The 24999-nt window shown below is 70.8% G+C and carries 22 protein-coding genes and 1 tRNA gene; 10 read left to right on the forward strand and 13 right to left on the reverse strand.

Going from position 1 to position 24999, the window contains the following annotated elements; genetic code table 11:
* Positions 1-61 precede the first annotated feature (61 nt).
* Positions 62-1501, forward strand: coding sequence for a glycoside hydrolase family 3 protein (locus AB0J87_RS21670; protein ID WP_363967614.1), 1440 nt, complete (start codon positions 62-64; stop codon positions 1499-1501).
* A gap of 126 nt (positions 1502-1627) precedes the next feature.
* Here the strand turns inward: AB0J87_RS21670 and AB0J87_RS21675 are convergent, their stop codons facing one another.
* The gene (locus tag AB0J87_RS21675; RefSeq protein ID WP_350724758.1) at positions 1628-2809 is read right to left on the reverse strand and encodes an ROK family transcriptional regulator; all 1182 of its coding nucleotides are present in this window, start codon (positions 2807-2809) and stop codon (positions 1628-1630) included.
* A gap of 152 nt (positions 2810-2961) precedes the next feature.
* Between AB0J87_RS21675 and AB0J87_RS21680 the strand changes: the two genes are divergently transcribed.
* The 5 genes from AB0J87_RS21680 to AB0J87_RS21700 all read left to right on the forward strand — a co-directional run bounded on the left by AB0J87_RS21680 (position 2962) and on the right by AB0J87_RS21700 (position 5652).
* Positions 2962-3768: a tRNA(His) guanylyltransferase Thg1 family protein gene (locus AB0J87_RS21680; RefSeq protein WP_363967616.1), complete on the forward strand. Its 807-nt coding sequence runs from the start codon at positions 2962-2964 to the stop codon at positions 3766-3768.
* Complete coding sequence (locus AB0J87_RS21685; RefSeq protein ID WP_363967618.1) at positions 3765-4193, forward strand: hypothetical protein; 429 nt, start codon at positions 3765-3767, stop codon at positions 4191-4193. Before AB0J87_RS21680 ends, AB0J87_RS21685 begins: the two co-directional genes overlap by 4 nt.
* 12 nt (positions 4194-4205) lie before the next feature.
* Positions 4206-4667 (forward strand): DUF6011 domain-containing protein, encoded by a 462-nt coding sequence (locus AB0J87_RS21690; protein WP_363967620.1) that lies wholly within the window; start codon positions 4206-4208, stop codon positions 4665-4667.
* Positions 4668-4880: 213 nt separating this feature from the next.
* A tRNA-Met gene (locus tag AB0J87_RS21695) sits at positions 4881-4954 on the forward strand.
* Between the two features lie 248 nt (positions 4955-5202).
* Positions 5203-5652, forward strand: coding sequence for an Rrf2 family transcriptional regulator (locus tag AB0J87_RS21700; RefSeq protein WP_185071836.1), 450 nt, complete (start codon positions 5203-5205; stop codon positions 5650-5652).
* On the opposite strand, the gene AB0J87_RS21705 is transcribed toward AB0J87_RS21700, so the two are convergent.
* From AB0J87_RS21705 to AB0J87_RS21715, 3 genes are all read right to left on the reverse strand, one after another.
* Entirely contained in the window at positions 5653-7554 is a 1902-nt protein-coding gene (locus AB0J87_RS21705; protein WP_363967622.1) for a serine/threonine-protein kinase, read from the reverse strand.
* On the reverse strand, positions 7551-9461 hold the full coding sequence (locus AB0J87_RS21710) for a protein kinase (RefSeq protein ID WP_363967624.1): 1911 nt from the start codon (positions 9459-9461) through the stop codon (positions 7551-7553). Before AB0J87_RS21710 ends, AB0J87_RS21705 begins: the two co-directional genes overlap by 4 nt.
* Positions 9462-9542: 81 nt before the next feature.
* Positions 9543-10742, reverse strand: coding sequence for an MFS transporter (locus AB0J87_RS21715; protein ID WP_355201669.1), 1200 nt, complete (start codon positions 10740-10742; stop codon positions 9543-9545).
* An 83-nt stretch (positions 10743-10825) separates the two neighbouring features.
* On the opposite strand from AB0J87_RS21715, the gene AB0J87_RS21720 reads away from it, so the two are divergent.
* Positions 10826-11422, forward strand: a complete 597-nt coding sequence (locus AB0J87_RS21720) for a TetR/AcrR family transcriptional regulator (protein ID WP_363967626.1) — start codon at positions 10826-10828, stop codon at positions 11420-11422.
* Positions 11423-11431: 9 nt separating this feature from the next.
* A complete protein-coding gene (locus AB0J87_RS21725; protein WP_350724744.1) occupies positions 11432-12211 on the forward strand; it encodes a DNA-formamidopyrimidine glycosylase family protein in 780 nt (259 codons plus the stop codon).
* Here the strand turns inward: AB0J87_RS21725 and AB0J87_RS21730 are convergent.
* From AB0J87_RS21730 to AB0J87_RS21755, 6 genes are all read right to left on the reverse strand, one after another.
* Positions 12208-12564, reverse strand: a complete 357-nt coding sequence (locus tag AB0J87_RS21730) for a helix-turn-helix transcriptional regulator (protein WP_185071833.1) — start codon at positions 12562-12564, stop codon at positions 12208-12210. The genes AB0J87_RS21725 and AB0J87_RS21730 overlap by 4 nt on opposite strands.
* Before the next feature lie 274 nt (positions 12565-12838).
* Positions 12839-13330: a nicotinamide-nucleotide amidohydrolase family protein gene (locus AB0J87_RS21735; RefSeq protein WP_363967629.1), complete on the reverse strand. Its 492-nt coding sequence runs from the start codon at positions 13328-13330 to the stop codon at positions 12839-12841.
* A 3-nt stretch (positions 13331-13333) separates the two neighbouring features.
* Positions 13334-13906 carry a CDP-diacylglycerol--glycerol-3-phosphate 3-phosphatidyltransferase gene (gene pgsA / locus AB0J87_RS21740; RefSeq protein WP_363967630.1) on the reverse strand — a complete coding sequence of 191 codons (573 nt, stop codon included), beginning with the start codon at positions 13904-13906 and terminating at the stop codon, positions 13334-13336.
* Positions 13903-15312: a 30S ribosomal protein S12 methylthiotransferase RimO gene (gene rimO / locus AB0J87_RS21745; protein WP_350724739.1), complete on the reverse strand. Its 1410-nt coding sequence runs from the start codon at positions 15310-15312 to the stop codon at positions 13903-13905. Before rimO ends, pgsA begins: the two co-directional genes overlap by 4 nt.
* A gap of 60 nt (positions 15313-15372) precedes the next feature.
* Positions 15373-16143 (reverse strand): RodZ domain-containing protein, encoded by a 771-nt coding sequence (locus AB0J87_RS21750; RefSeq protein WP_363967632.1) that lies wholly within the window; start codon positions 16141-16143, stop codon positions 15373-15375.
* 75 nt (positions 16144-16218) lie between these two features.
* On the reverse strand, positions 16219-18720 hold the full coding sequence (locus AB0J87_RS21755) for a DNA translocase FtsK (protein ID WP_363967634.1): 2502 nt from the start codon (positions 18718-18720) through the stop codon (positions 16219-16221).
* Positions 18721-18866: 146 nt separating this feature from the next.
* On the opposite strand from AB0J87_RS21755, the gene AB0J87_RS21760 reads away from it, so the two are divergent.
* Together AB0J87_RS21760 and AB0J87_RS21765 are read left to right on the forward strand one after the other, a co-directional pair.
* Positions 18867-19535: a tyrosine-protein phosphatase gene (locus AB0J87_RS21760; protein WP_363967636.1), complete on the forward strand. Its 669-nt coding sequence runs from the start codon at positions 18867-18869 to the stop codon at positions 19533-19535.
* Between the two features lie 108 nt (positions 19536-19643).
* Positions 19644-22073 carry a SpoIIE family protein phosphatase gene (locus AB0J87_RS21765; RefSeq protein ID WP_363967638.1) on the forward strand — a complete coding sequence of 810 codons (2430 nt, stop codon included), beginning with the start codon at positions 19644-19646 and terminating at the stop codon, positions 22071-22073.
* Here AB0J87_RS21765 and AB0J87_RS21770 read toward each other — a convergent pair.
* From AB0J87_RS21770 to AB0J87_RS21780, 3 genes are all read right to left on the reverse strand, one after another.
* Positions 22063-23001 carry an aldose epimerase family protein gene (locus tag AB0J87_RS21770; protein ID WP_363967640.1) on the reverse strand — a complete coding sequence of 313 codons (939 nt, stop codon included), beginning with the start codon at positions 22999-23001 and terminating at the stop codon, positions 22063-22065. The two genes, AB0J87_RS21765 and AB0J87_RS21770, sit on opposite strands and share 11 nt — an antisense overlap.
* Positions 22998-23960, reverse strand: coding sequence for a LacI family DNA-binding transcriptional regulator (locus AB0J87_RS21775; RefSeq protein ID WP_355201651.1), 963 nt, complete (start codon positions 23958-23960; stop codon positions 22998-23000). Before AB0J87_RS21775 ends, AB0J87_RS21770 begins: the two co-directional genes overlap by 4 nt.
* A gap of 152 nt (positions 23961-24112) precedes the next feature.
* On the reverse strand, positions 24113-24907 hold the full coding sequence (locus AB0J87_RS21780) for an NAD(P)-dependent oxidoreductase (RefSeq protein WP_363967642.1): 795 nt from the start codon (positions 24905-24907) through the stop codon (positions 24113-24115).
* Between the last annotated feature and the right edge of the window lie 92 nt (positions 24908-24999).

Raw genomic sequence — 24999 nt, forward strand, 5'->3', positions numbered from 1 at the left:
CGCAGGGCGAATGCCTTATTCGACCCTGCCCATCTTTGGGCCTGAAATCCGATGAGGAGCTATGAGTCAGAGTGATCGGGGGCTGCGCCGTCTCGCGGCCGGCACGCTGCTCGTCGCCTTCCAGGGCACCGTGGCGCCCGAATGGGTGCTGCGCGAGCTGGAGCAGGGCCTGGGCGGCGTCACGCTCTTCGGCTTCAACGTGGCCGATCCCGGCCAGGTGAGCGACCTGACGTCCGCGCTGCGGGGCGCCGGTGAGCCCGTCATCTCGCTGGACGAGGAGGGCGGCGACGTGACGCGGCTGGCGTACCACGTCGGCAGCCCGTACCCGGGGAACGCGGCGCTGGGCGCGGTGGACGACGTCGAGCTGACCCGCCGGGTCTACCGCGCGATCGGCTCGGAGCTGGCCGCCTGCGGCATCAACCTGGACATGGCGCCCAGCGCCGACGTCAACACCGAGGCCGACAACCCGGTGATCGGCACCAGATCCTTCGGGCCCGACCCGGAGCTGGTCGCCAGGCACACGGTGGCGGCCGTGGAGGGCTTGCAGTCGGTGAACGTGGCCGCCTGCGTCAAGCACTTCCCCGGCCACGGCGCCACCCGGGTGGACTCCCACCTGGCGATCCCCGTCGTGGACGTGGACCTGGACGTGCTGCGGAAGCGGGAGCTGGCCCCGTTCCGCGCGGCGGTCGGCGCGGGGGCCAGGTCGGTGATGACCGCGCACGTCGCGGTGCCGGCGGTGACGGGCGAGACGCCCGCCACGCTGTCCAGCGCCGCGCTCACCGGGCTCCTCAGGGGCGAGCTCGGCTACGACGGCGTGGTCATCACCGACGCGCTCGACATGCGGGCGATCACCAGGAGCGTGGGCCTGGCCGGCGGCGCGGTGCTGACGCTCGCGGCCGGGGCCGACCTGCTGTGCCTCGGGCCGCTGCCGACCTACGACGACGTCCAGGCCATCATCGCGGAGATCGTCTCCGCGGTGCGCGCGGGGCGGCTGCCGCTCTCGCGGCTGGAGGAGGCGGCGGCGCGGGTGGCGGCGCTTCGGGCCTGGTTCGGGGCGCCCGCGCCCGTCGCCGCCGAGCAGAACGTGGTCGGCCTGCACGCCGCGCGCCGCGCCGTGCGGCTGACCGGAGCGACGGAGCCCCTGGTCGAGCCCCTGGTGATCGAGGTGGACACCCCGCCGACGATCGCCGTGGGCGACGTGCCGTGGGGCGTCGGCCCGTGGCTGCCGGACGCGGAGATCGTCCGGGTCAAGCCCGCGGCCGCCGACGTCCCTGACCTGCTGGCCAAGGCCGTGAACCGGTCCCTGGTCGTGGTGGTCAAGGACGCGCACCGCCACCAGGCGAGCCAGGAACTGGTCTCCGCGCTGGTGGCGGCCCGTCCGGACGCGACGGTGATCGAGATGGGGCTGCCCGTGTGGCGCCCCGACAGCGCCGCCTACATCGCCACGTACGGGGCCGCCCGGGCCAACGCCCAGGCCGCGATCGAACTGCTCACGGCCTAGCTCCTCGCGGGCCCGGTCGAGCCGCTCACCGCCTGAAGCGCGGGCAACTCCTCGCGGGCCCGGTCGAGCCGCTCACCGCCTGAAGCGCGGGCAACTCCTCGCGGGCCCGGTCGAGCCGCTCACGGTCTAAGGTGCCAGCAGCTCCTCGCGGGCCTGGTCGAGGGCGGCCAGCACGGCGCCGCGCAGCACCGGGTTGGCGTCGGTGATCTTCGTGGTGACGACCTGGGGGCGCACCGGGCAGATCCTGGCCACGGCCTCCTCCACCCGGGACGTGAGCGCGGGTCCGCCGGCGTGGCCGATCTCCCCGGCCAGCACGACCAGCCCGGGGTCGAGGATCACGCACACGGCGGCGACGCCCAGGGCGAGCCGGTTGGCGATCTCGTCGAGCAGCGGCTCGCCCTGGGCGCCCGCCGCCATCGCGACCTTGACGCACTCGCCCGCGCTGCCGGCCGCGAACCCGTACGTCTGGGCCAGCTCCGCCACCGCCTCGGCGCTGACCAGCGACTGCAGGCCGCCGGCCAGCGAGGGCAGCCGCCCGGGCTCGGTGCGGATGTCCTCGGGGAGCGGCACGCCGGGCACCGGCAGGTAGCCGATCTCGCCCGCGCTGCCGGAGCGGCCCCGGTGCAGCTTGCCGCCGAGCATGATCGCCAGGCCCAGGCCACGGCTGGACCACAGCAGGACGAAGTCGTCGAGCCCCTTGGCCGCCCCGTCGGCCCGCTCGGCGATGGCGGCGAGGTTGACGTCGTTCTCGATGGTGACCGCGCGCCGCAGGTCGCCGGCCAGGGCCTCGTGGATGCCCTCGTGCCAGCCCGGCAGGTCGAACGAGAAGCGCACGTCGCCGCTGCGCGGATCGACCACGCCGGGGGTGCCGATCACGACGCCGCGCAGCTTGGAGAGGCTGATCTTGGCGCTGCGGCAGGCCTTGACGATCGCGCCGTGGACCACCGAGACGGGGTCGTCGTGGCCGCCGGGGTCGACCGTGACCTCGGCGATCGTGTGGCCGTGGATGTCGGCCACCGCGGTGGAGATCAACTCGGGCCCGACCTCGAGACCGGCCACGTACGCGCTGGAGGGGATCACCGAGTAGAGCGCCGCGTTGGGCCCCCGCCCGCCTGCCTGGGCGCCGACCACCTCGACCAGGCCGCGCTCCTCCAGCCTGGCCAGCGTCTGCGAGGCCGTGACCTTGGACAGGCCGGTCAGATCGCCGATCTGGCCACGGGTCATGGGGCCTGTGGCGAGCAACAGGTCCAGCGCGGCCCGGTCGTTGATCTCCCTGAGCAGTCTGGGCACACCAGGGCGTCGCTCCACGCTGAATTCCGCCGTCTCATGAGAACCGCTGTTATCGAAAAGGTTGTTGGAAGTTTAGCGCTCCCACCATCGGGTGCATTCGGATCGTGCCCAGGCCGTGGATCAGGCCCGCGATACCCTCGCCACTCTGGACACCACAGAGGAGCCTGGAAGTGAGTGACAAGACCGCTCTCGGCGACCGCATGAAGGCGTACGAGGCCGCCACGAGGACGATCCTGCCGAGACGAACCCACTGCCTGGTCAGGGTGGACGGGAGAGCCTTCCACTCGTTCTTGAGGGACGCCGACAAGCCGTTCGACGAGGCGGTGATGGCCGGCATGAACGCCGTGGCCGAGGCGCTGTGCAACGAGATGTCGGGGGTGGCGTTCGCGTTCACCCAGTCGGACGAATGCTCAGTGCTGTTGACCGACTTCGAATCGCACGGAACGCAGCCGTGGTTCGGCGGGGTGGTCCAAAAGATCGCATCCATCGCCGCGTCGACTGCGACCGTGGCGTTCAACCGCGCCTACGGCGTGCGCCATGACGACGCCTACGCCACCTTCGACGCCCGTGTGTTCACCATCCCCGACCCGGTCGAGGTCGCGAACTACTTCCTGTGGCGGCAGCGGGACTGCGTTCGCAACAGCATCACCATGGCCGCGCAGGCGAAGTTCTCCCACAAGCGACTCCACGGCGTCTCCACCGGCACCATGCAGGAGATGCTGTGGAGCGAGCACGGCATCAACTGGAACGACTACCCGGCCGGCGCGAAACGAGGGCGGGTGTGCGTCCGCCACACGGAAGAGCAGGACGTCACCTGGACCGAACGCCACACGGGGAACCAGATGACGAGCAGGGCGTTACGCTCGCGCTGGCTGTCCGAGGCGGCCCCGCACTTCACCGCCGAACCCGGCGGATGGCTGGCCGCGACGATCCCGCCGCTGCCGTCCCTCATCGCCGCCCCTGGTGAGGTTCGATGACCCTTGACCGCCACCCTGGAGAGCTGTGGATCGTGGACCTCGACGGCACCGTGGCCTTACGAGGAGACCGAGGCCCGTACGACTGGAACCGGGTAGGCGAGGACCAGCCGAACCCTCCCGTCGTGGCGATAGTCCAAGCCCTCCTCCGAGACGGCCACCGCATCGCCTACGTGTCCGGCCGGAAGGAGCAGTGCCGCCGTCAGACCGAGAGGTGGCTCGCCCGGCACGTCGGCGGCGACATCGAAGGGTTGTGGATGCGCCGCGACCGGGACAACCGGCCCGACACGGCGGTAAAACGAGAGATCTACCAGGAGCATTTCGCCGACCAGGAGGTGTTCGGGGTGATCGACGACCGGGCGACCGTGGTGGCCATGTGGAGGATGCTCGGCTTGACCGTGTTCCAGGTCGCTGAACGCGACCGATGATGGACCTCCTCGATGTGGTGTGTCTGCGGCAACAAGCCCACGGACCCGGTCTCACTCGCCTACGGGATCGGCCCTGACTGCCGGCGCAAGCCCGCCTGCCGGGCCCTGGCAGGCGCACTCGCGCCGCTCTTTCACTGCCAGGACGTCACCGACAGCGATTCGGATGCTCGGTTGCGCGGCAGGCGGTCGGTCAATGGCCCGCGGAACTGCCCGCCCGGAAGATCGCGGACGGGCTGCCTGGTGTCGCCGGGAACGCGGCCTCGACCCGTGACAGGGCTACGACAAGGGCAGTTCCGACAGGTACGCGCGGCGAGGCACGAGCCAGGACCTACTGCCCTTGCAACCCGTGCCTGCCTCGGCCGCAAGTGGGCCATGACGCCTACAAGGTCGGCTACAACGAAGGCTTCCAGTTGTCGTACGGCAGAGGATTCGACGACGGCGCCGCGAAATACTGCAGGCCCGCGTAGCAGCTAGGGTCGGTGATAGGACCAGGTCGCTAGAAGCGGACTACGTGATGTCCGCGCTGTTGAGCCTGATGCCGCGCCCGAACCAGTCTCCGAAGGAGACGGCGGTCACGAACGCCTGGACCAGGCGACTCCCGGAGGACGGCAGTGCCTGAGTCCGGTGCCTCGCAAGCTCGGCGAAATGAAGTGGAAGCCACCTCTTCCTTTCTGGGATAGTCGGGCTGCCTGCATAGCTCAGTTGGTGAGAGCGCCGCACTCATAATGCGGAGGGCCCGAGTTCGAATCTCGGTGCAGGTACGCGAAGGCTTCGGTCCCGGGTCGCCTCAGTCGTCGCCGAAGAGCGTCGGCCTGGTCGGCTGGCCTCAACGCAGGAGGAGACTCCGAATCCGGTCGAGAACGCGGTGTGGGGTCTTGGAAATCATGAGACTCCGCGAGATCTACCGAGACGCATACTCTTGTCCGATCGCAGGTAGGGCACACCCGGCACCCTCCCAACCAGGACACGAGCGCACCAACCGCGTTCACCAGGGGGGATAATCGAGAACATGCGCCTTTCCGCTCGTGTCGACTACGCCCTCCGTGCCGCCGCCGAACTCGCCGCAGCCGGTGCAGGGCCGACTACCGTGGGCGAACTCGCCAAGGAACAGGACATGCCGCCCAAATACCTGGAGAACATCCTGTTGCAGATGCGGCGTGCCGGGCTCGTGCGCGGGCAGCGTGGGCCCGAGGGTGGCTACGTGCTGGCCAGGCCCGCCACCGACATCTCGCTGGCCGATGTGATCAGGGCCGTGGACGGCCCGCTGGCCAACGTGCGCGGCGAGCGGCCCGAGCATGTCGGCTACCGGGGGCCCGCCGAGTCGTTGCAGCAGGTGTGGATCGCGTTGCGTGCCACCGAGCGTTCCATCCTGGAGGAGGTCACACTCGACCAGGTCGCCTCCGGGGCGTTGCCCGAGCGGGTCCGCCAGCTCGCCGCCGACCCGGCCGCCTGGGACTGATCACTTCCGGGTGAACCAGAGCACCACCCGGGCGATCTCGGTCTTGGGCCCGGCGGCCAGCTTGCGCACGGTGCGGCCGGTGGCATCCGCGAGGACCACGTCGGTGTTCTTGCCGACGGGCGTGGTGGCCAGGAAGTGGGCGTCGTCGAGCCACCCGTGGTAGGCGCCGCCCTTCGGCAGCCGGGCCACGCCTTTTTTGGCGCCGCTCTCCGCATCCCAGAAGCAGACATTTGCCGAAATATCGGGGCATTTAGTGGAAAAGATTGACCCGAGCGTGGTGCGGGCCACGCCGCCTTCGTAAAGCTCGCCCACCCCCATGAACGTCCGCAACGCCCTGCCTTCGAGATCCAGCACCCGCACGGCCCCGCCGGGCATCTCGTACAGCACGCTCTTGCCGTCCGCGCCCCACCCGAACCTGACGTCGTTCCCGCCGGCGACCTTGGTGACCTTGACGGTGCCCGCGACAGCGTCCACGACCGCGAAGCCCACCACGCGGTCCTGTTCCTGATCCTCGATGACGGTGGCCAGCCACCGACGCCCGTCGGCCGACCAGTTCGGGCGGAACAGCGTGGCGGGTTTGTCGACGGTACGGATCTGCCGGTCCTGGCCGGTGACGCGGTCGCGTATCCGGACGGACTCGAAGTCCGGCGTGCGGAAGCGGGTGGCCGAGAGCGAGGCCACGTAGCCGCCGCCGGGCGAGACGATCGGCTCCTCGAAGCCCCCGAAGTAGCCGAAGGTCCCGTTCGACGGGTCCCGCACGTACGACGGGTAGCCGCTGCCGTCGCGCTGGTCGTGGTACGACGAGACCCAGATCGGGTCGGCCGGGTTCTCATACAGCGTGATCTTGGTGTCGGGGATCTGCACCTTCGCCGTCGAGGTGAGCCCCATCCGGCCCTCGCGCGGCGCGGGCAGGGGCGCGGCGATCAGCGTGGGCGTGCCCGTGCCGGGCGGCGGCGGGGCGGACCGGGTGAGCAGCACGGCCGCCGTCACGGCCACGGCGGCGGTCACCGCCCCGGCGGCGAGCCACCACCGGCGGCCCGGCGCTCGGCCGGGAGGCGGTGCCGCCGACTGCTGCCCTTCGGCCAGGAGCCGCTGCTCCGGCACGTGGTGGCCGAGCAGGCCGAGCAGCGCCCGAGCCGCGGTGGGGCGGGCCTCCGGAGCCTTGACCAGGCACCGCGCCACCAGGTCCCGCAGCTCCTCGTCGAGACCGCCCAGGTCGGGCTCGGCGTACAGGATCCGGTTGATCAGCGCGGGCACGTGGCCCGCCCCGAACGGCGGGGTGCCCGTCGCGGCGGCCACCATGGTCGAGGCCCAGGCGAACATGTCGGCCGCCGGCCCCGCCGCCCGCCCGCCGAACTGCTCGGGAGCCATGTACGGCGGCGTCCCCACCAGGTGCTCCCCCGCCAGCTCCGACTCCTCCAGCGCCCTGGAGATGCCGAAGTCGATCACCCGTGGCCCGTCCCTGCTGAGCAGCACGTTGCCGGGCTTGAAGTCCCTGTGCACCACGCCCGCCTGGTGGATGGCCGACAGCGCGGTCAGCGTGCCGATGGCGAGCCTGCGCAGCTCCGCTCCGCGCAGCGCGCCGCGTTCGCGGATCATCTCCGCCAGCGAGGGCCCGTCGACGAACTCGCTCACCACGTACGGGCTGCCGTTCAGCTCGCCGCTGGCCAGCACCTGGGCGGTGCAGAACGCCTTGACCCGGCGCGCGTACCCGATCTCCTGCTGGAAGCGCGTCCGCGCGTCGGGGTCGTCCAGCCCGGCCCCCAGCATCTTGACCGCGACCCGTCTTCCGCCGGGCGCCTCACCGAGGTAGACCACCCCCTGGCCGCCCTCGCCGAGCCGGCCCACGATGCGGTACCCGCCCACCTGGGCGGGGTCACCGGCGCTCAGCGTTCTCGTCATCGCGGCGCGGCGGCGAACTGCATGGAGGCTTTGAGCAGGAGCACGTCGGCGAGCACGCGGACGGTGTCACCGACCAGATCGATGACCTTGACCTGGGCCGTGCCCTTCTTCTTGCCCGGCTCCTGCACCAGCAGGTGCGACTCGCTGAACCAGCCGAGCAGGTTGCCCTCCGAGGTGGCGCGGGGCACCGTTTTCAGCCTGACGCCGGTCGCGGCGTTCCAGACGCACAGGTCCTTGCGACCGCCCGGGCAGACGGTGACGAACTGCTTGCCCGACGGCGAGTACCAGTCGCGGTCACGCGGCAGGCCCACCCAGTGCATCGACCTGGTCACCTCACCTGAGTCGCTGTAGAAGTCGATCCCGTTGGTCTTGCCGTCGAAGTAGGCCTTGGCGATCCTGCCGTCGGGGGTGAAGGTGAAGTTGAGCGAGGCGTTGTCGGTGAAGGCCGTCTCGACGTGCACGGCCTTCCTGGCGGCCACGTCGACCAGCACGAAGCCCACGATCCGCTGCGGCTTGCCGTCGTCGACGACCGAGAGCAGCAGCCTGCGCCCGTCGCGCGACCAGGCCGGGATCATGGTCCGCAAGGGCTTCTTGACCGTGGCGACGGTGAAGCTCTCGCCGGTGGACAGCCTGGTGAACTTCACCTGGTCCATCTCCGCGTTCTGGAACTTCAGCCACGGGTTGAGCGCGACCCAGTCGCCGTCGGGCGAGACCATCGGCTCCTCGGCCAGGCCGACGGCCTTGAAGGCGCCCGACCTGTCCCTGACGTAGCTGGTGAACTTGCCGGCGACCTCCAGGTAGGCCGTCAGCCTGACGGGGTCCTTGGGGTTCTCGTGCAGGGTCGCGCCGACCGCCGGGAGCTTGGTGTCCGTGGCGGCCTTCGCCTCCACCTTCTCCACCGGCACCCGGTTCAGCGAGGAGGTGACCGTGGGCGTGGTGCTCGGCGTGGCACCGGTGGTCGCGGCCGCCTGCCTGACCGGTGCCGGTTCGTCGACCAGCACGTACACCCCGGCTCCTGAGACCAGCGCCCCGGCCGCGAACGCCGCCGCCAGCGCGGCCGGTCCTCTTCCCCCACGCCTCGGCCGGTTGGGCGGCGGTGGCTGCGGGGCGGGCGGCTCCGCCTGCCCGGTCAGGAACACCGTCTGGCCCACCAGCCGTAACAGCACCGCGCTGGCGCTGGGCCTCCCGGCCGGATCCTTGTCCAGGCACGCCACGATGAGGCCGTGCAGCTCACCCAGGTTGCCGGGCAGCGTGGGCGCGTCGCGGACGATCCGATCGACCGTCGCGGCCATGGAGCCGCCGTCGAACGGAGCCGACCCGGTCGCGGCGAACACCATGGTGGCCGCCCAGGAGAACACGTCCGCGGGCGGCTCGGCCCCCGCGCCCCGCAGTCGCTCGGGCGCGGTGTACGCGGGCACGGCGACCTTGCGGGTGGAGATGGCCGCCTCCGCCATCGCCTGCTCGAGCCCGGCGTTGATCACCCGTGGCCCGTCCGGGCCGAGCAGCACGTTGCCGGGCCGGATGTCGCCGTGCACGAGCCCCGCCTGATGGATCGCGACCAGCGCCGTGATGGTCCCGACGGCGAGCCGGTGGAGCCCCACCTCGCCGAGGAAGCCTCCGGCCTCTTCGAGCGCGGGCCCTTCGACGTACTCGCTGACGACGTACGCCTGCTCGCCCAGCATGCCGGTGGCCAGGATCTGCGCGGTGGTGACCGCGGAGACGGCCTGCTGACGCTCCATGGCGAGGAGGAACGGTTCGGGCTCCATCTCGGCCGGCAGCAGCCTGACGGCCACGGGTTCCCCGGAGCGGGAGCGTGCGGCGTACACGCTGGAGCCCAGGCGGCCGGTCAGCCGATATCCGCCGATCTCGGCGGGGTCGCCCCCACGTAAACCTGTGATCTCCGGCATGCCGCGATCAGCCTTCCGCCAGGCCTACTCCTCGCCGTCATTATGATCCCCGCACCGCCCCGACGCAGCCGTTCTCGATCATCAACCGCCCGCCTCACCCTGCGGCGCCGCGCGATCCTCGACGGTAGCCGGGGGGCGTGCCCTGCCGGCCGCCCAGAAGAGCGCGAGGGCGGCCAGCTCGACGGCGGCCGCGGCCAAGGGCAGCCGGCCACTTCCGTGGCTCTCCAGAACGAGCCCGCCCACCGCGCCACCGCCCGAGACCCCGACGTAGACGGCGCTGCTGTTGAGCGCCAGCGCCTGCGGCCCGGCCGGGCCGGCCAGGGCGAGCAGCCGGGTCTGCGCGGGCGGCGGGATCCACCACGACACGGCCGCCCACACCAGCAGCAGCGGCAGGAGCGCGGGCAGCGGCAGCGGCCGCAGCGCCCAGCAGACGGCGAACAGGCCCATCACCGCCGTGAACCCGGCGATGCCCACGATCAGCGCCCGGTCGGCGCCCCACCGGTCGGCGGCCCACCCGCCGAGCTGTCCGCCCGCCAGCCCGGCGAGCCCGGCCAGCGCGAACACCCACCCCAGCTCCGCCGGCCCGGCCCCGGCCAGGTCCCGCAGGAACGGCGCGAGATAGGTCATCAGCATCATGCTGCCCAGCACGATCCCCACGACCCCGAGCAGGCCGAGCAGCACCTGCGGCCGGGCCAGCGGCGCCAGCCGCTCCCTGACCGGCATGGCGGCCGCCGGGGGTGACTCGGGCAGCGTCGCCCTGATCGCGACCAGCGCGACGAGCCCCAGCAGCCCGCCGAGCCCGAACGTGGCCTGCCAGCCGAACGCGCCGCCCACCCACGTGCCGACGGGAACGCCGAGCATGAGCGAGCCGGTCATCCCGCCCATCACCAGAGCCAGGTAACGTCCCCGGCGCTCTTCGGGGGCCAGCGAGGTCGCGAGGGCGTACACGGCGGGCACGACGGCAGCCGCGGCCAGCGCAGCCAGCACGCGCAGCCCCATGAGGACGGCGTAGGAGGTCGTGAACGCGGCCGCCCAGTTCGCCGCGGTGAACAGTGCCAGGGCCCAGGTGAACAGCCCCCGCCGCGACCAGGTGGCGCTCACCACGGAGGCCACGGGCGCCCCCAGCGCGAACGCCAGCGAGAAGGCGGTGACGAGCTGGCCGCCCGCCGCCACGCTGACCCCGAGATCGGCGGAGACCTCGGGCAGCACGCCCGCGATCACGTAGTCGTCGGTGGCGAAGGTGAACATGGTGAAGACCAGGGCGAGCAACCACGCGGGCATGGGTATCCCCTCGATAAGGGTAACAGTCGTTTCCCATATAAGGTAACAGTCGTAACCCCAATGACCGCAAAGGGATTTCGCCGATGGCCAGGACCGCCGACCCGCACCGCCGGGCCGAACTGCTCGACCAGATCGTCGATTACCTGGCCGGACATGGCCTCTCAACCCTGTCGATGCGCCCGCTCGCCGAGCACCTGGGCAAGTCCACCCGTGTGCTGACCCACCACTTCGCCGACAAGGAAGCGCTGCTCTCGGCCACCATGGAGCGCCTGGACGAGCGGCACCGCGAATGGCTGCGCGCGCTGCCGGGCTGGTCGGGCGCCGACAGCGTGGGCACGATCATCCGCCGCACCTGGGACTGGCAGGCACGAGAGGAGAACCTGCCGGTCGCCCGCCTGATCCGCGAGATCGAGGGGCTGGCGGCCGGTGGCCGGCTCATGGGGCACGTGCCCCGGCTGCTGGCGGACCGGTCGGAGTTCGTGGCGGGCCTGCTGCGCGATCGGGGCGTCCCGGAGGCGGAGGCGCTGCGGATCTCCACGCTGGTCAACTCGGCGTACTCGGGGCTGCAGATCGACTTCCTCACGACCGGCGAGCGCGAGCGTGCGGAGGAGGCGCTGGATCAGTTGTGCGCGCTGGTGGACGGCTGGGTGGCCGCGCACGAGGCGGGTGCGCGTTCCTAGACTGGAGGGATGCCCGAAGGAGACGCCGTCTACCGCACGGCCGCGAAGCTGCGCGGCGCGCTGGACGGCCAGGTGCTCACCAGGTCGGACTTCCGCGTCCCCAGGCACGCCACGGCCGACCTGACCGGCCGTACGGTCATCACCACGGTCTCCAGGGGCAAGCACCTGCTCACCCGCGTCGAAGGTGACCTGACCGTGCACACCCATCTGCGCATGGACGGGAGCTGGCAGGTCATGGCGGCCGGACGCCGGACCGCGCCGGGCGACCAGGTCAGGCTGATCCTGGCCAACGAGCGGTGGCAGGCGGTGGGGGTCAGGCTGGGAATGGTGGATCTCGTCAGGACAGGCGAGGAGGCACGGCTGGTCGGCCATCTGGGGCCGGATCTGCTCGGCCCGGACTGGGACCCGGATGAGGCCGTGCGAAGGCTGCGAGGGGCGCCCGACAGGACCATCGGGGAGGCGCTGCTCGATCAGCGCAACCTGGCTGGGATCGGCACGATCTATCGCGCCGAGACCCTGTTCCTGCGCGGTGTCTGGCCGTGGAAGAAGGTCGGGGAGATCGAGGATCTCAACGGGCTCGTGTCACTGGCCCAGCGCTTGCTGGACGCGAACAAGGGGCATGCGGGCACGGTGACCACAGGTGATCGCCGCCCGGCGAACCAGACGTGGGTCTACGGCAGGGCAGGGAGGCCCTGTCGCCGATGCGGCACCCGCATCAGCCGTGGGGAGATGGGGGCGCAGCCACAGGAACGGCTGATCCTGTGGTGTGCTGGCTGCCAGCTGGGTTAGGCAGCCACCATGTCCTTGACTTCGGGGAACACGGAGTCGGAAATAGACCCGGGGACCGTCTCCGTAAGGGGCAGCCGTTCGCGATCGGGCACGTCGGCCAGCACAGGGGCAGCCTGGAGCTCCGCCAGCGCGAACTGGTCGGAAACCTCACGCAACACCTGCGAAAGGGGCACTTCGAGTGCGCCGCAAATGGACGCCAGCAGCTCCGACGAGGCTTCCTTCTGGCCGCGCTCGACCTCGGACAAGTAGCCGAGCGAGACACGTGCCTGGGTGGACACCTCGCGTAGCGTGCGTCCCTGCCGCACCCTCAACCGCCTCAGCACGTCGCCGAGCAGCTGACGCAGCAGAATCATCTGTCGCTCCCTCCCCGGCGCGGATGACTTCACCACGCCCCGCGCGATCGGATCGTGCCGCACTGTGGTCTTCTTAGCTTCGTACATACTCCTCGCCGTCATCATGGGGCGTGGCCGCCCCTGGACCGCCGCTCGCGACGCTTCAGGCCCGCCTGCCGGGCGCTCGGTGCTTGCAGTTGGCTCACGGACCTCACTCACAGCTCCACCGTACCCGTATCCACCGACACCGCGTCAGACCGTGCTTCGCATGTTCGCTCGGGACGTAACACGGTAATCACCCGGAATGTTCCCCTATGTTCGCCTTCAGCACACCTGACAGTAGATCGACTGCCTCGTCCACCGTCTCTACCCTGATACGTTCGCGCGACCCGCCAAGTCTCAATTCACGCCCCCAAATCCTGCCCCCTGGCCCGCAGACGGCCGCGTACACGGTGCCGACGGGCTTGCCGTCCTGCGGCTCCGGCCCGGCCACACCCGTCACGGCCAGCCCGTACGTGGCCCCGCAGAGCCGCGCGACCCCCGTCGCCATGGCCGCGGCCACCTCAGGATGTACGGCCCCCTCGCGCCGCAGCAACTCCCCCGGCACCCCTAGCAGCTCCTGCTTGAGATCGGTGGCGTACGAGATCACCCCGCCCCTGAACGCCTTCGACGACCCCGAGACCGACGTGATGGCGGCCCCGATGAGCCCGCCGGTCAGCGACTCGGCCACCGCCACCGTGGCGGACCGGCCCACCAGCATCGTCAGAACCTCGGCCACGTCGGCCATCGATCACTCCCCGCGCACCTGCTTCGCGACCTTGCGCAGCCGCACTGCCCTGATGACGTAGTCGACCCCGGTGGCCACGGTGACCACCAGAGCCGCCCCCATGACCACCCACCGGACGGGCCCCGGCACCCCCGGCAGGAGGTAGAGCACGATCGCGGCGATCTGCAGCACGGTCTTGACCTTGCCGCCGTAGCTGGCCGGGATGACCGCGCGCCGCAGCAGCAGGAACCTGAGGGCCGTGATGCCGAGCTCCCTGCTGATGATCGGGATCGTGACCCACCAGGGCAGCTCGTTGAGTATGGACAGGCTCACCAGCGCCGCGCCGGTGAGCGCCTTGTCCGCTATCGGGTCGGCGATCTTGCCGAAGTCGGTGATCAGGCCGTACCGCCTGGCCAGCTCACCGTCCAGGTGGTCGGTGATCGAGGCCACCGCGAAGACCGCCAGCGCGGCCACCCGCCAGCCCGTCCCCGGCAGGAACAGGCAGACGACGAAGAAGGGGACGAGCACCAACCGGAGAACCGTGAGGACGTTGGCGATGTTCCACGGGCTTACGACGCGGCGCTCGTCCCTTTTCATGGACTTGCCTTGATACGCGCGATCAGGTCGACCCCCTCGGAGTCGACCACGACCGCGCGCACGATCTGCCCCCTGACGAGGCCGATCCCCTGAACCGTGACGGAGCCGTCGACCTCGGGCCCCTGGTGGGCGGCCCGGCCCTCGTAGCCCCCGTCGCCCAGGTCGTCGTCGATCAGCACGTCGACCTCGGTGCCTATGCGCTCCTCCGCGCGCTGGGCGGTCAGCTCCTCGGCCAGCTCGGTGAGCACGCGCACGCGCTCGTCGATGACCTCCTGGTCGAGCTTGCCCGGCAGATCGGCGGCCTCCGTGCCGTCCTCGTCGGAGTAGCCGAACACGCCGATCACGTCGAGCCTGGCCGCCTCCAGGAAGCCCACCAGCTCGCCGAACTCCTCCTCGGTCTCGCCGGGGAAGCCCACGATGAAGTTGGAGCGCACGCCCGCCTCGGGAGCGCGCTCGCGGATGGTCTCGAGCAGCCCCAGGAAGCGCTCCGGGTCGCCGAAGCGGCGCATCCTGCGCAGCACGGTGCCGCTCGCGTGCTGGAAGGACAGGTCGAAGTAGGGGGCGACGCCCTCGGTGCCCGTGAGCACGTCGATGAGCCCAGGACGCAGCTCGGCGGGCTGCAGGTAGCTGACCCGCACCCGGGAGACGCCCTCGACGGCCGCCAGGTCGGGCAGCAGCTTCTCCAGCGCCCGGAGGTCGCCGAGATCCTTGCCGTAGGACGTGGAGTTCTCGCTGACCAGGACGAGCTCGCGCACGCCACGGTGGGCCAGCCAGTCTGCCTCGGCCAGCAGCTCGTCGGGCCGGCGCGAGACGTAGGAGCCGCGGAAGGCCGGGATGGCGCAGAACGTGCAGCGCCGGTCGCAGCCGGAGGCCAGCTTGAGCGAGGCCACCGGGCTCTCGTCCAGGCGCTTGCGCAGCACGCGCGGGCCGCTCGCGGGCGCCAGGCCCGCGGGCAGATCGCCGTGACCGGGGATGTTGGCCTTGGGGGCACTGGCACGGTCCACCGGCGAGATGGGTAGCAGGGTGCGGCGGTCACGTGGCGTGTGGGGCTTCAGCGGCCGCCCGGCGAGGACGTCGTCGAGGCGGCCGCCGATCTCCGTGTAGTCGTCGAAGGAGATCACCGCGCTGGCTTCGGGCAGCGCCTCGGCCAGCTCGTTGCCGTAGCGCTCGGCCATACAGCCCGCTGCGACCACCTTTGCGCCGGTGTCGGCGGCGGCCAGCAGCGTGTCGATGGAGTCCTTCTTGGCCGAGTCGATGAAGCCACACGTGTTGACGACGACGACATCGGGGTCGTCGTCGCCCAGCTGCCAACCGGCAGCCTCAAGTCGCGCGGCCAGCTCCTCGGAGTCGACCTCGTTGCGCGCGCAGCCCAGAGTGATCAGCGATGCGGTTCGGCGGGATGACATGGTGAACACTACGGTATCGGGAGTTGGCCACCACCCGATGCACGGGCTCCCGCCAGATGGCTATCGCTCGGTCGTTTTGGGCGGCCCGAACGAGCGCCGCAGCATCTCCCCCCTGCCCGCGTCCAGCTTCACTTTCTTGCCGTTCACCTGCAGCGTAACGGCCGACGCATCCGCCAGCAGCACGCTGACCTTGTCTTCCGCACTCCACGTGTCGGACTTTCCGGCCTTCAGCGTGCCCGAGAACAGCTTGCGCCCCATCGCGTCGTGAGCCTGGACGTACGACGACCGCTTCGCCTTGATCTCGACGGTCACCGTGCGTTTGACCGCCTTGCCCGCCGCCGGCTTCGGCTGGACGGGCATGTTCGGCGGGACCTTGGGCCGGGCCGAGGCCACCTGCACGTCGGCCGTCCGCACCTGGTCGCTCGCGCCGCCCAGCACTCGCATCATGCCGAAGACGACCACGATCGCCAGCGCCACCCCGAGCGCCATCGTCCAGTTGGGCCCCCGCCGCTCCGGAACGTTGATCTTCTTGTCGGCCTGGAACACGGCCGAGGCCGCGACCGGCCTGGGCGCCCCGCCGTGCTGCTGGTCGTAGAGATGGACGGTGGCCTCCGGATCGAGCCCCACCGCCTTGGCCACGGCCTTGACGTGCCCCCTGGTGTAGAAGTCGCCACCGCACTGGCTGCCGTCATCCTGCTCCAGGCCATGGATGATCGCCTCGCGGATCCTGGTGGCCGCGCTGACCTGCTCGACGGTCAGCCCGGCAGCATGCCTGGCTGCCGCCAGCATGGCCCCGATGCTCTGCTCCTGCACAACGAACGCCTCCCCCACGGCACCTGCACCTGCTACCACAATGGGTAGTGATTTATATTCAACCAGTTACTACCCGGCAGGCACGCATTGGGGTCATTCGCCACGCAGGTCGGCCAGCAAACCCGGCAGATCGTCCGGTTTGACCAGCACCTCGCGGGCCTTGGAGCCCTCGCTCGGGCCGACCACGTTCCGGCTCTCCAGGAGGTCCATCAGCCGTCCCGCCTTGGCGAACCCGACCCGCAGCTTGCGCTGCAGCATCGAGGTCGAGCCGAACTGGGTGGTCACGATCAGCTCGGCGGCCTGGATCAGCACGTCGAGATCGTCGCCGATGTCCTCGTCGATCTCCCGCTTGACCGGCGCGGCGGCCACGTCCTCGCGGTATTCGGCCTGCATCTGCGCCTTGCAGTGCGTGACGATCTCGGCGATCTCCTTCTCGGAGACGAACGCGTTCTGGATGCGGATGGGCTTGCTCGCGCCCATCGGCAGGAACAGCGCGTCACCCTGGCCGACCAGCTTGTCGGCGCCCGGCTGGTCGAGGATGACCCGCGAGTCGGTGAGGCTCGACACGGCGAACGCCAGCCTGGACGGCACGTTCGCCTTGATCAGGCCGGTGACGACGTCCACGGAGGGCCGCTGGGTGGCGATCACGAGGTGGATGCCGGCCGCGCGGGCGAGCTGCGTGATGCGCACGATCGAGTCCTCGACGTCGCGCGGGGCCACCATCATGAGGTCGGCCAGCTCGTCCACGATCACCAGCAGGTACGGGTACGGCTGGTAGACCCGCTCGCTCCCGGGCGGCGGCTGCAGCTTGCCGGCCCGCACGGCCTTGTTGAACTCGTCGACGTGCCTGAACCCCGACGCCGCCAGGTCGTCGTAGCGCCGGTCCATCTCGCCCACGACCCATTCGAGGGCTTCGGCGGCCTTCTTCGGGCTGGTGATGATCGGCGTGATCAGGTGGGGGATGCCCTCGTACACGCTGAGCTCGACCCGCTTCGGGTCGACCAGCACCATCCGCACCTCGTCGGGCGTGGCCCGCATCAGGATGCTGGTGATCAGCCCGTTGACGCAGACCGACTTACCGGCGCCGGTGGCGCCCGCGATGAGCAGGTGGGGCATCTTGGCGAGGTTCGCGACGATAGTGCGGCCCTCGACGTCCTTGCCCAGGCCGACGATCATCGGGTGATGGTCGGCCTGCGCCACCTGCGCGCGCAGCACGTCGCCCAGGGCCACCAGGTCCTTGTCGGCGTTCGGGATCTCGACCCCGATCGCCGACTTGCCCGGGATGGGCGACAGGATCCGGACGTCGGCGGACTTGACGGCGTACGCGATGTTCTTCGTGAGCGCCGTGACCTTCTCCACCTTGACCGCGGGCCCCAGCTCGATCTCGTAGCGGGTCACCGTCGGCCCCCGGGTGAACCCGATCACCTGCGCGTCGATGGTGAACTGCTCGAGCACGCTGGTCAGCGCGTTGACCACGGTGGTGTTGGCCTTGGTCTGCGGCTTGGGCGCCGTGCCCTGCTTGAGGAACTGCAGGTCGGGCAGGCTGTACGGGCCCGCCTGCGGCGACAGCACGAGCTGCTCCACCTTGCGGGGCGCGGGCGTCGGCTGAGGCGGCTCCGGCCGCTTCTCGGGCTCGGCGGCGGGCGCCTCGTCCTCGTCCGTCAGACCGGGCACGATCTCGGGCGAGTGCTCGGGCCGCTTGTCGGTCTTGTCCGACAAGACCGGGGTGTCGTACGGCTTGACCGAGTCGCCCCCCTCCTCGGCTGCCTTCTTGGAGGTCCTGACCCGCTTCTTGCCCGGCTGCCGCGGCGCGGGCTCGGCATGCCGCTCGAAGAGCATGTGCTTCAGCTCGGCCAGCCGCTCCGGGATCCGGTGCACGGGGGTCGCGGTGATCACCAGCACGCCGAACCCGGACAGGAGCAGCAGCAGCGGGATCGTGATCCACGGCGGCAGGATGCTCATCGGCGGCGCCGACACGATGAACCCGACCATCCCCCCGGCCTGCGCCACCTTGTCCATGCCCTGGCCCTCGCCGGCCGGGTAGGGGGTGCCGTTGGCCACGTGGATGACGCCCAGCACGCCGACGATCAGCGCGGCCCATCCGATCACCATGCGCCCGGTGTCGGCGTTCTGGTCGGGGTGGCGCAGGTAGCGCCAGGCCAGCAGCCCGAACAGCAGCGGCAGCGCCCACGCCAGCGAGCCGAACACGCCGTGCACGGTCGCGTTCACCACGCCGGAGACGGCCCCGTCGGCGTTGCGCCACGTCATGGCCGCCAGCACGATCGCTCCCGCGAGCACCGTCAGGCCCACCCCGTCGCGCCGGTGCGCGGGATCGAGCTCGCGGGCGTTCTTGCCCAGCGCGCGAGCCGTGCTGCCGATGCCGTTGGCGAGCAGCATCCACAGCCCGACGATCAGCTTGCCGATCATCGTGAAGACCCAGCTGATCGGGTCCGGGTGGGTCATCGAAGGCTTGCGACCGGAGGCCGCCCGGGGACGTCCCGTCGACGAGGCCCCGCGCTTGGCGGGGGTCGAGCGAGACGAGGTCGACCGCTTCGCCGGCCCCTTCGATGCGCTTTTCGGCGTACGGGTGGCCATGATGCCAAAGGTACGTCGGAGACACCGTGGATCGCGCGGAGGCTCGCCGACGACCCCGCCAAACGGGCACGAAGATCCCGGGAAGGTTCACCCGATGGCCACGTAAAAGCCGTACGGCCGCAGACAACTCCTTCCTGAATGGTCCTATGCCACTCCTCAACCTCCGGGACATCGCGACGGAGACCGCGCTGCGCCCCGGTGTGCTCTACCGCTCCGCGCAGCCGCACACCCTCACGGCCGAGGACGCGAAGCTGGTGGCCGGGCTGCGGCTCATCGCCGACCTGCGCGGCGACAACGAGCGGGGCCCCGGCGACTGGGCGCCCGTCCTCGGCGGCGCCGTCCGGCACGCGCTGCTCGGCGCGGGCTCCTCCGACGCCTCGCCCGCCCAGCTCGCGGCGCTGCCGCCCGACCTGACCCTCGGCGACCTGTATGTCGGCCTCCTGCGGCACAGGACGACCTGGTTCGCCGGCGTCGTCGCCGAGATCGCCGACGGCCTGCCCGCCCTCGTCCACTGCGCCGCGGGCAAGGACCGCACCGGCATCGTCGTCGCGCTGATCCTCGACCTGCTCGGCGTGGAGCACGAAGCCATCGTCCGCGACTACGCGCTCACCGCGAAGGCGCTGCCCGACGTCATGCTCATGCTGGACATGACGCCGTCGCGGGACGCGCCCGCCGCGCTGCTGGAGGCGCCGGAGAGCGCGATGCGGACGTTCCTGGTCGCGCTGGGCGAACTCGGCGGCGCGGAGGGGCTCCTGCTGGCCAACGGCCTCACCAAGGCGCACGTGGACCGCCTCAGGGCCGCCCTCGTGCCCTGAGCGCGCCGGTCCGGCCCACCTTCTTCACAACAGGAGGTATCAACGGCACCATTCTGACACTCTGAGAGTGACCGTACTGCCACATCGAGTGATGTTCTAGGACGCAGAGTGGACACGACCAGGGTGTCGAGCACGGCCTTCGACGGGACGCCACATGCCCCGGCTCAGGCGCGCAAGTTCGTCCGCCAGGTGCTTGGCGAATGGCGCCTGAGCCATCTGGCGGAGGACGCCGTGCTGCTGACCAGCGAACTCGTCACGAACGCCGTCGTGCACGCGGGCACCGGCGTCGAGCTCACCTGCCGCCTGGACGTGACGGCCAGCCCTCCGAAGCTGGAGATCGAGGTCGACGACCGCCACCCCACGCGGACGATCCTGGCGGCCGGGCCCGCGCCCGAGCCGACGCGTGCGTCGGGGCGCGGCCTCGCGCTCGCGGGCATGCTGGCCGACGCCTGGGGCGTCACGTACACGAGGACCGCCAAGCGCGTCTGGGTGCGCATGGAGATCTCGGACGGCTGCGACGTCCAGGAGGCCGCGCCGCCGCCCACCGCGGCGCCCATCGAGACCCTGCACGTCGGCGTGATCGTCGCCGACCGCGACGGGGTCGTGCGGTCGTGGAACCCGGAGGCCGAGAAGCTGCTCGGCTGGCGGGCCGATCAGGCGGTCGGCCGATCCCTGGAGCGGTTAGTGGCCTGGCGCGGCCACGGGCCGTACGCGCTGTCGCTGGCCGACACCCTCGGCCTGGGCCGCTGGCGGGGCGAGGCGCGCATGCGGCACCAGGACGGCCGGCTCGTCCCCGTCTACGTCTCCCACCTGCGCTCCCGGCGGCAGCGCTGCTCGATCTGGATGGTGGTGGCCGCCGACCACGGCTACGTGCTGACGCCGCCGCCGGCGCCGCAGCTGGGCGGGGCAGGCCGGCGCATCAAGGACCTGCTCGCCCAGGACATGCCGTTCGCCGAGCTGCTCGACACGATCGCCCGGATCGTGCAGATCTCCAGCGGGGGCGACGCCGCGTACGTGCTGCTCGCCGCGGAAGGCGGCAACAGGTTCGGCGTGGCGGCGGGCGCGGGTGCGACGGCGGGGCTGGTGGGGGTGCTGGCCACCGGCGTGTTCGGCGCGGAGCGCACGACCCCCACGATGATCGAGGACCTGCTCGCCGTGGACGTCGAGCTGGCCCAGCAGCTGCGCGCCAGGTCGCTGGCGTGCGCGCCGCTGCTGGTCGGCGGCGAGCTGGCCGGCTACATCGTGGTGACGGCCGCCCAGCCGGACCGCTTCGACCAGGAGCTCACGGTCAGCCTCCAGCACATCGCCGGCCAGGTGGCCGTGCCCGTGCAGCGCGAGCGGCTGGCCGAGCAGGACCGCGCGCACCGGGGGCGGCTGTCGTTCCTGGCGGAGGCGGGCGAGCTGCTCGCGGGCGTGCACGACGAGGAGCTGATCGCGGCGCTGACCGCGCAGCTCGTCGTACCCAAGATCGCCACCTGGGCGGCCGTCTACCTGACCGACCTCGCGGGCATGACCAGGCTCGCCCACGTCTGGCACAGCGAGGAGCGCCACAACGCCGACCTGCGCAAGTCGCTGCCAGCCATCCCGCGCACTGCCCTCAGCGAGGTGAGCTGGCCGGTCGGCCCCGAGACCGTGCTGTCGTTCCCGCTGCTCACGCAGGGCAGGTCGCACGGGGCGCTGGTGATCGGCCGCATCGAGCCGACCCTGCCGCTGGAGCTGGCCGACCTGCTGTCGGACCTGTGCCGCCTGGTGGCGCTCAACCTGCACACCGCCATGCTGTACGCCAGGCAGGCGACCACCTCCCGGGTGCTGCAGCGCAGCCTGCTGCCCATGCGCGTGGCGCCCATGCCCGGCCTGGAGTCCGCGGTCGTCTACGAGCCGGCCGAGGAGGGGGCGCACGTCGGGGGCGACTTCTACGACCTGTTCACGGTGGCCGACCACTGGTGCTTCGCGCTGGGCGACGTCTGCGGCAGCGGGCCCGAGGCGGCCGCCGTCACCGGGCTCGCCCGCCACGCCGTACGCCTGCTGGCCAAGGAGCACTACACGGTGGCCGACATCTTCGACCGGCTCAACCACGCGCTGCTGGAGGAGGGTGAGGAGGGCAGGTTCCTCAGCCTGCTGTGCGGCGAGCTGACCCCGCTGCCGCAGGGCGGCGCGCTCTGCACGATCGCCTCCGCGGGCCACCCTCCCCCACTCCTGCTGCGGCGGGACGGCAAGGTCGAGCCCATGGCGAGCCCGCAGCTCCTGCTGGGCATCGAGTCCGGCGCCAGGTTCTACGTCGAGACGTTCGAGCTGGCGCCGGAGGAGCTGCTGCTGTGCGTCACCGACGGGGTGACCGAGCGGCGCAACGGCGGCCGACTGCTCGACGACGGCGACGGCCTGGCCGAGCTGCTGTCCGGCTGCACGGGGCTGAGCGCCCACGCGGTGGCCGAACGCGTGCGGCACGCGGTCGAGACGTTCGCCGAGGAGCCGTCGCAGGACGACGTGGCCCTGTTGGTGATCAAGGCCTCCGCCGCCCTGCATCCCATCAGGACGTGAACCGGTACGTGGTGGTCGAGGTGCGGCGCGTGCCCGGGCGGAGCACGGTGGAGGGGAACTGGGGCTTGTTGGGCGAGTCGGGGAAGTGCTGCGTCTCCAGGCACAGCCCGCCGAAGGGCCCGTACGGCGTCGCGTCCCCGTCCAGCATGTGGCCGGTGTAGAACTGCACGCCCGGCTCGGTCGTCGTGACCTCCATGGTCAGGCCGCCGGCCGTCACCGTGGCGCCGCCACCGCCGAGCACGTAGCAGTGGTCGTAGGCGCCGTCGTTGCGCTCCCCCACCGCGTGCGGCTCGGTGAAGTCGAACGCCGTGCCCTTGACCGGCGCGAGCTCTCCCGTGGGGATCTTGGCGTCGTCCACCGGCAGGTAGTGGTCGGCGTCGATCCGCACGACGTGGTCGCGCACGTCGCCCTCGCCCGAGAGGTCGAAATAGGAGTGGTTGGTCAGGTTGACCACGGTCGGGGCCTCGGTCTCCATCTCGTAGTCGATGCGGAGCGCGTCGTCCTCGAGCGTGTACGTCACCCGGGCGGTCAGCGTGCCGGGGTAGCCCTCGTCGCCGTCGGGGCTGATCAGCCTGAGCGTCACCGACGTGGCGTCGTTGGACTCGATGGACCACACCTGCTTGTCGAAGCCCACGATGCCGCCGTGCAGGTGGGCGGTGCCGTTGTTGACGGCCAGCTCGTACTCGACGCCGTCCAGGGTGAAGCGGCCGTTCGCGATGCGGTTGCCGTACCTGCCGACGACCGCGCCGAAGTAGCGGCTGCGGGTCAGGTAGTCCTCCAGCGTGTCCAGGCCGAGGACCACGTTGCGGCCGGACACCTCCAGCGAGCGCACGATGGCGCCGTACGTGAGCACCTCGGCGCGCAGCCGTCCCGACGACAGCTCCACCAGCTCGACGCTCTCCCCTGACGGCAGCGTTCCGAAGTTCATGATTGGGCCCTTCCCGTGGACTCTCTGACAATGAGGGCGGTGTCGAGGGTCACTGTCGCGCCCTCGCCCCCCGACTGGAGCAGCAGGTCGACGGCCATCCTCCCGGCGGCCACCGCCGGCATGGCCACCGTGGTGAGCTTGGGCCGGTTGAGCCGTCCCGGCAGGATGTCGTCGAACCCGATCACACTTATCTGGTCTGGTACCCCTATCCCCATCTCCGACAGCCCCTCAATGAGGCCAAGCGCGACGAGATCGTTGTACGCCAGCACCGCCGTGGCTCCGCAGGCCGCCACGTCGGCGGCCACCGCCAGGCCGCCCGACTCCGTGGGCTGGTTGGGGCCGAAGAAGACGAGGTCGAGCCCGGGCGACTCGGCCGCGGCGCCCTGCATCTCGTTGCTGGTCCACGAGCCGATCGGGCCCGACACGAGCGCGATCCTGCGATGCCCCAGCCCGACCAGGTGCTCCAGTGCCAGCTTGGCGCCCTGGGCGACGTTCATCAGCACGGCGGGCATGCCCCGGATGCGCCGGTTGACCACCACGAACGGCACGTCCTCGGCCAGCCGTTCGATCATCTTGTTCGACAGGCGGGGGCTGCACAGCAGGACGCCGTCCACCTGCTTGGCGAACGTCCTGATCAGCTCCTCCTCGACGCGCGGATCCTCGTCGGTGTCGGCCACGAACACGTGGTAGTCGCGGCCCCTGGCCTGCGCCTGGGCGGCCTTGATGAGCGGCGGGAAGAACGGGTTGGCGATGTCCGCCACGATCAGGCCCATGTTGAACGTGCGGCCGGTCGTGAGCGCCCTGGCGGCGCGGTTGGGCCGGTAACCGAGGTCGTCGGCGGCGGCCAGCACGCGGCTTCTGGTGGCAGGATTGACCAGGTGCGGGGCGGAGAAGGTGCGGGACACGGTGGAGACGTGCACGCCGCAGGCGCGGGCCACGTCCTTGATCGTCGCCGCCATCGTCGTTCTCCCTTGCAAACGGTTGCCAGAATAAACCTTGACCTTCGCGCCTCCCGTCGTCAAGGTTCTTGCAACCGGTTGCCGGCCCTTCCGCTTTCCACCCCCTGCGATGCGGCCCGCCCGATACGGCAGCGGCCGCGAATCGACCAGGGTTACCAGCGACCCCCCAGCTCGTTGAGGGTGAACACCCCTCCGGCGCGGTTGTGGAGCGGCTCGGAAAGATCCGGCTCCCCCAGCTCGGCGATGAGCGCCGCCGCCTGGGAGTCGGAGGAGTCGCGGGACTCGTACCCGATGGCCTTGGCCTCCTCCAGCGACCACCACCGCCGCGCGTTGTCCGAGACCCCCCAGACCACGTGGTACCCGGGCGCGGTCAGCGCCGCCTCGATCAGCCGGGTCAGGTCGTCAGGCGAGATCCACGTGGCCAGCCCGCGCGTGTCGCCGGAGGCCTCGTTGCAGGTGCCGAGCCGGACCACGGTGACGTTCATGCCGAACCGGTCGTGGTACAGGCTCCCGAGCGCCTCCATGACGACCTTGCTCACTCCGTAGAAGGTGTCAGGCCGGGGAAAGGCGTAGTCGGGCAAATCGGAGCCGTCAGCGGGGCGGGTGTGGTAACCGGCCGCGTGATGGCTGCCCATGAGCACCAACTGCTGGACGCCCTCCTCACGCGCCGCCTCCAACAGCACTTGCGTGCCGTTGATGTTGGCCTGCACGATGTCCGCCCAGGGATGTTCCCGGCTCTGGCCGCCAAGGTGGATCACCGCGTCCACGCCCTTCATCGCCTCGGCCACCGCGGCCGGGTCGGCGAGGTCGGCCGTCACCCACTCCTCGCCGGGGCCCGGCTCGATCGGGTGAAGGTCGGAAAGCCGCAGGGTGCGGCCGTCACGGGCGAGCCGTGGGCGGAGCAGCGTGCCAACTTTTCCAGCGGCTCCGGTCATAAGAATGCGCATGTCTCATGGTGTACACGATTCTGGCCGAAATTCACATCCTTGAATATTGACCGTGAACCATGCAACTAGTTACGTTCACAGCCACGAGTTCA

The sequence above is a fragment of the Nonomuraea sp. NPDC049625 genome (assembly GCF_040675285.1).
Classification (GTDB): Bacteria; Actinomycetota; Actinomycetes; order Streptosporangiales; family Streptosporangiaceae; genus Nonomuraea; species Nonomuraea angiospora_A.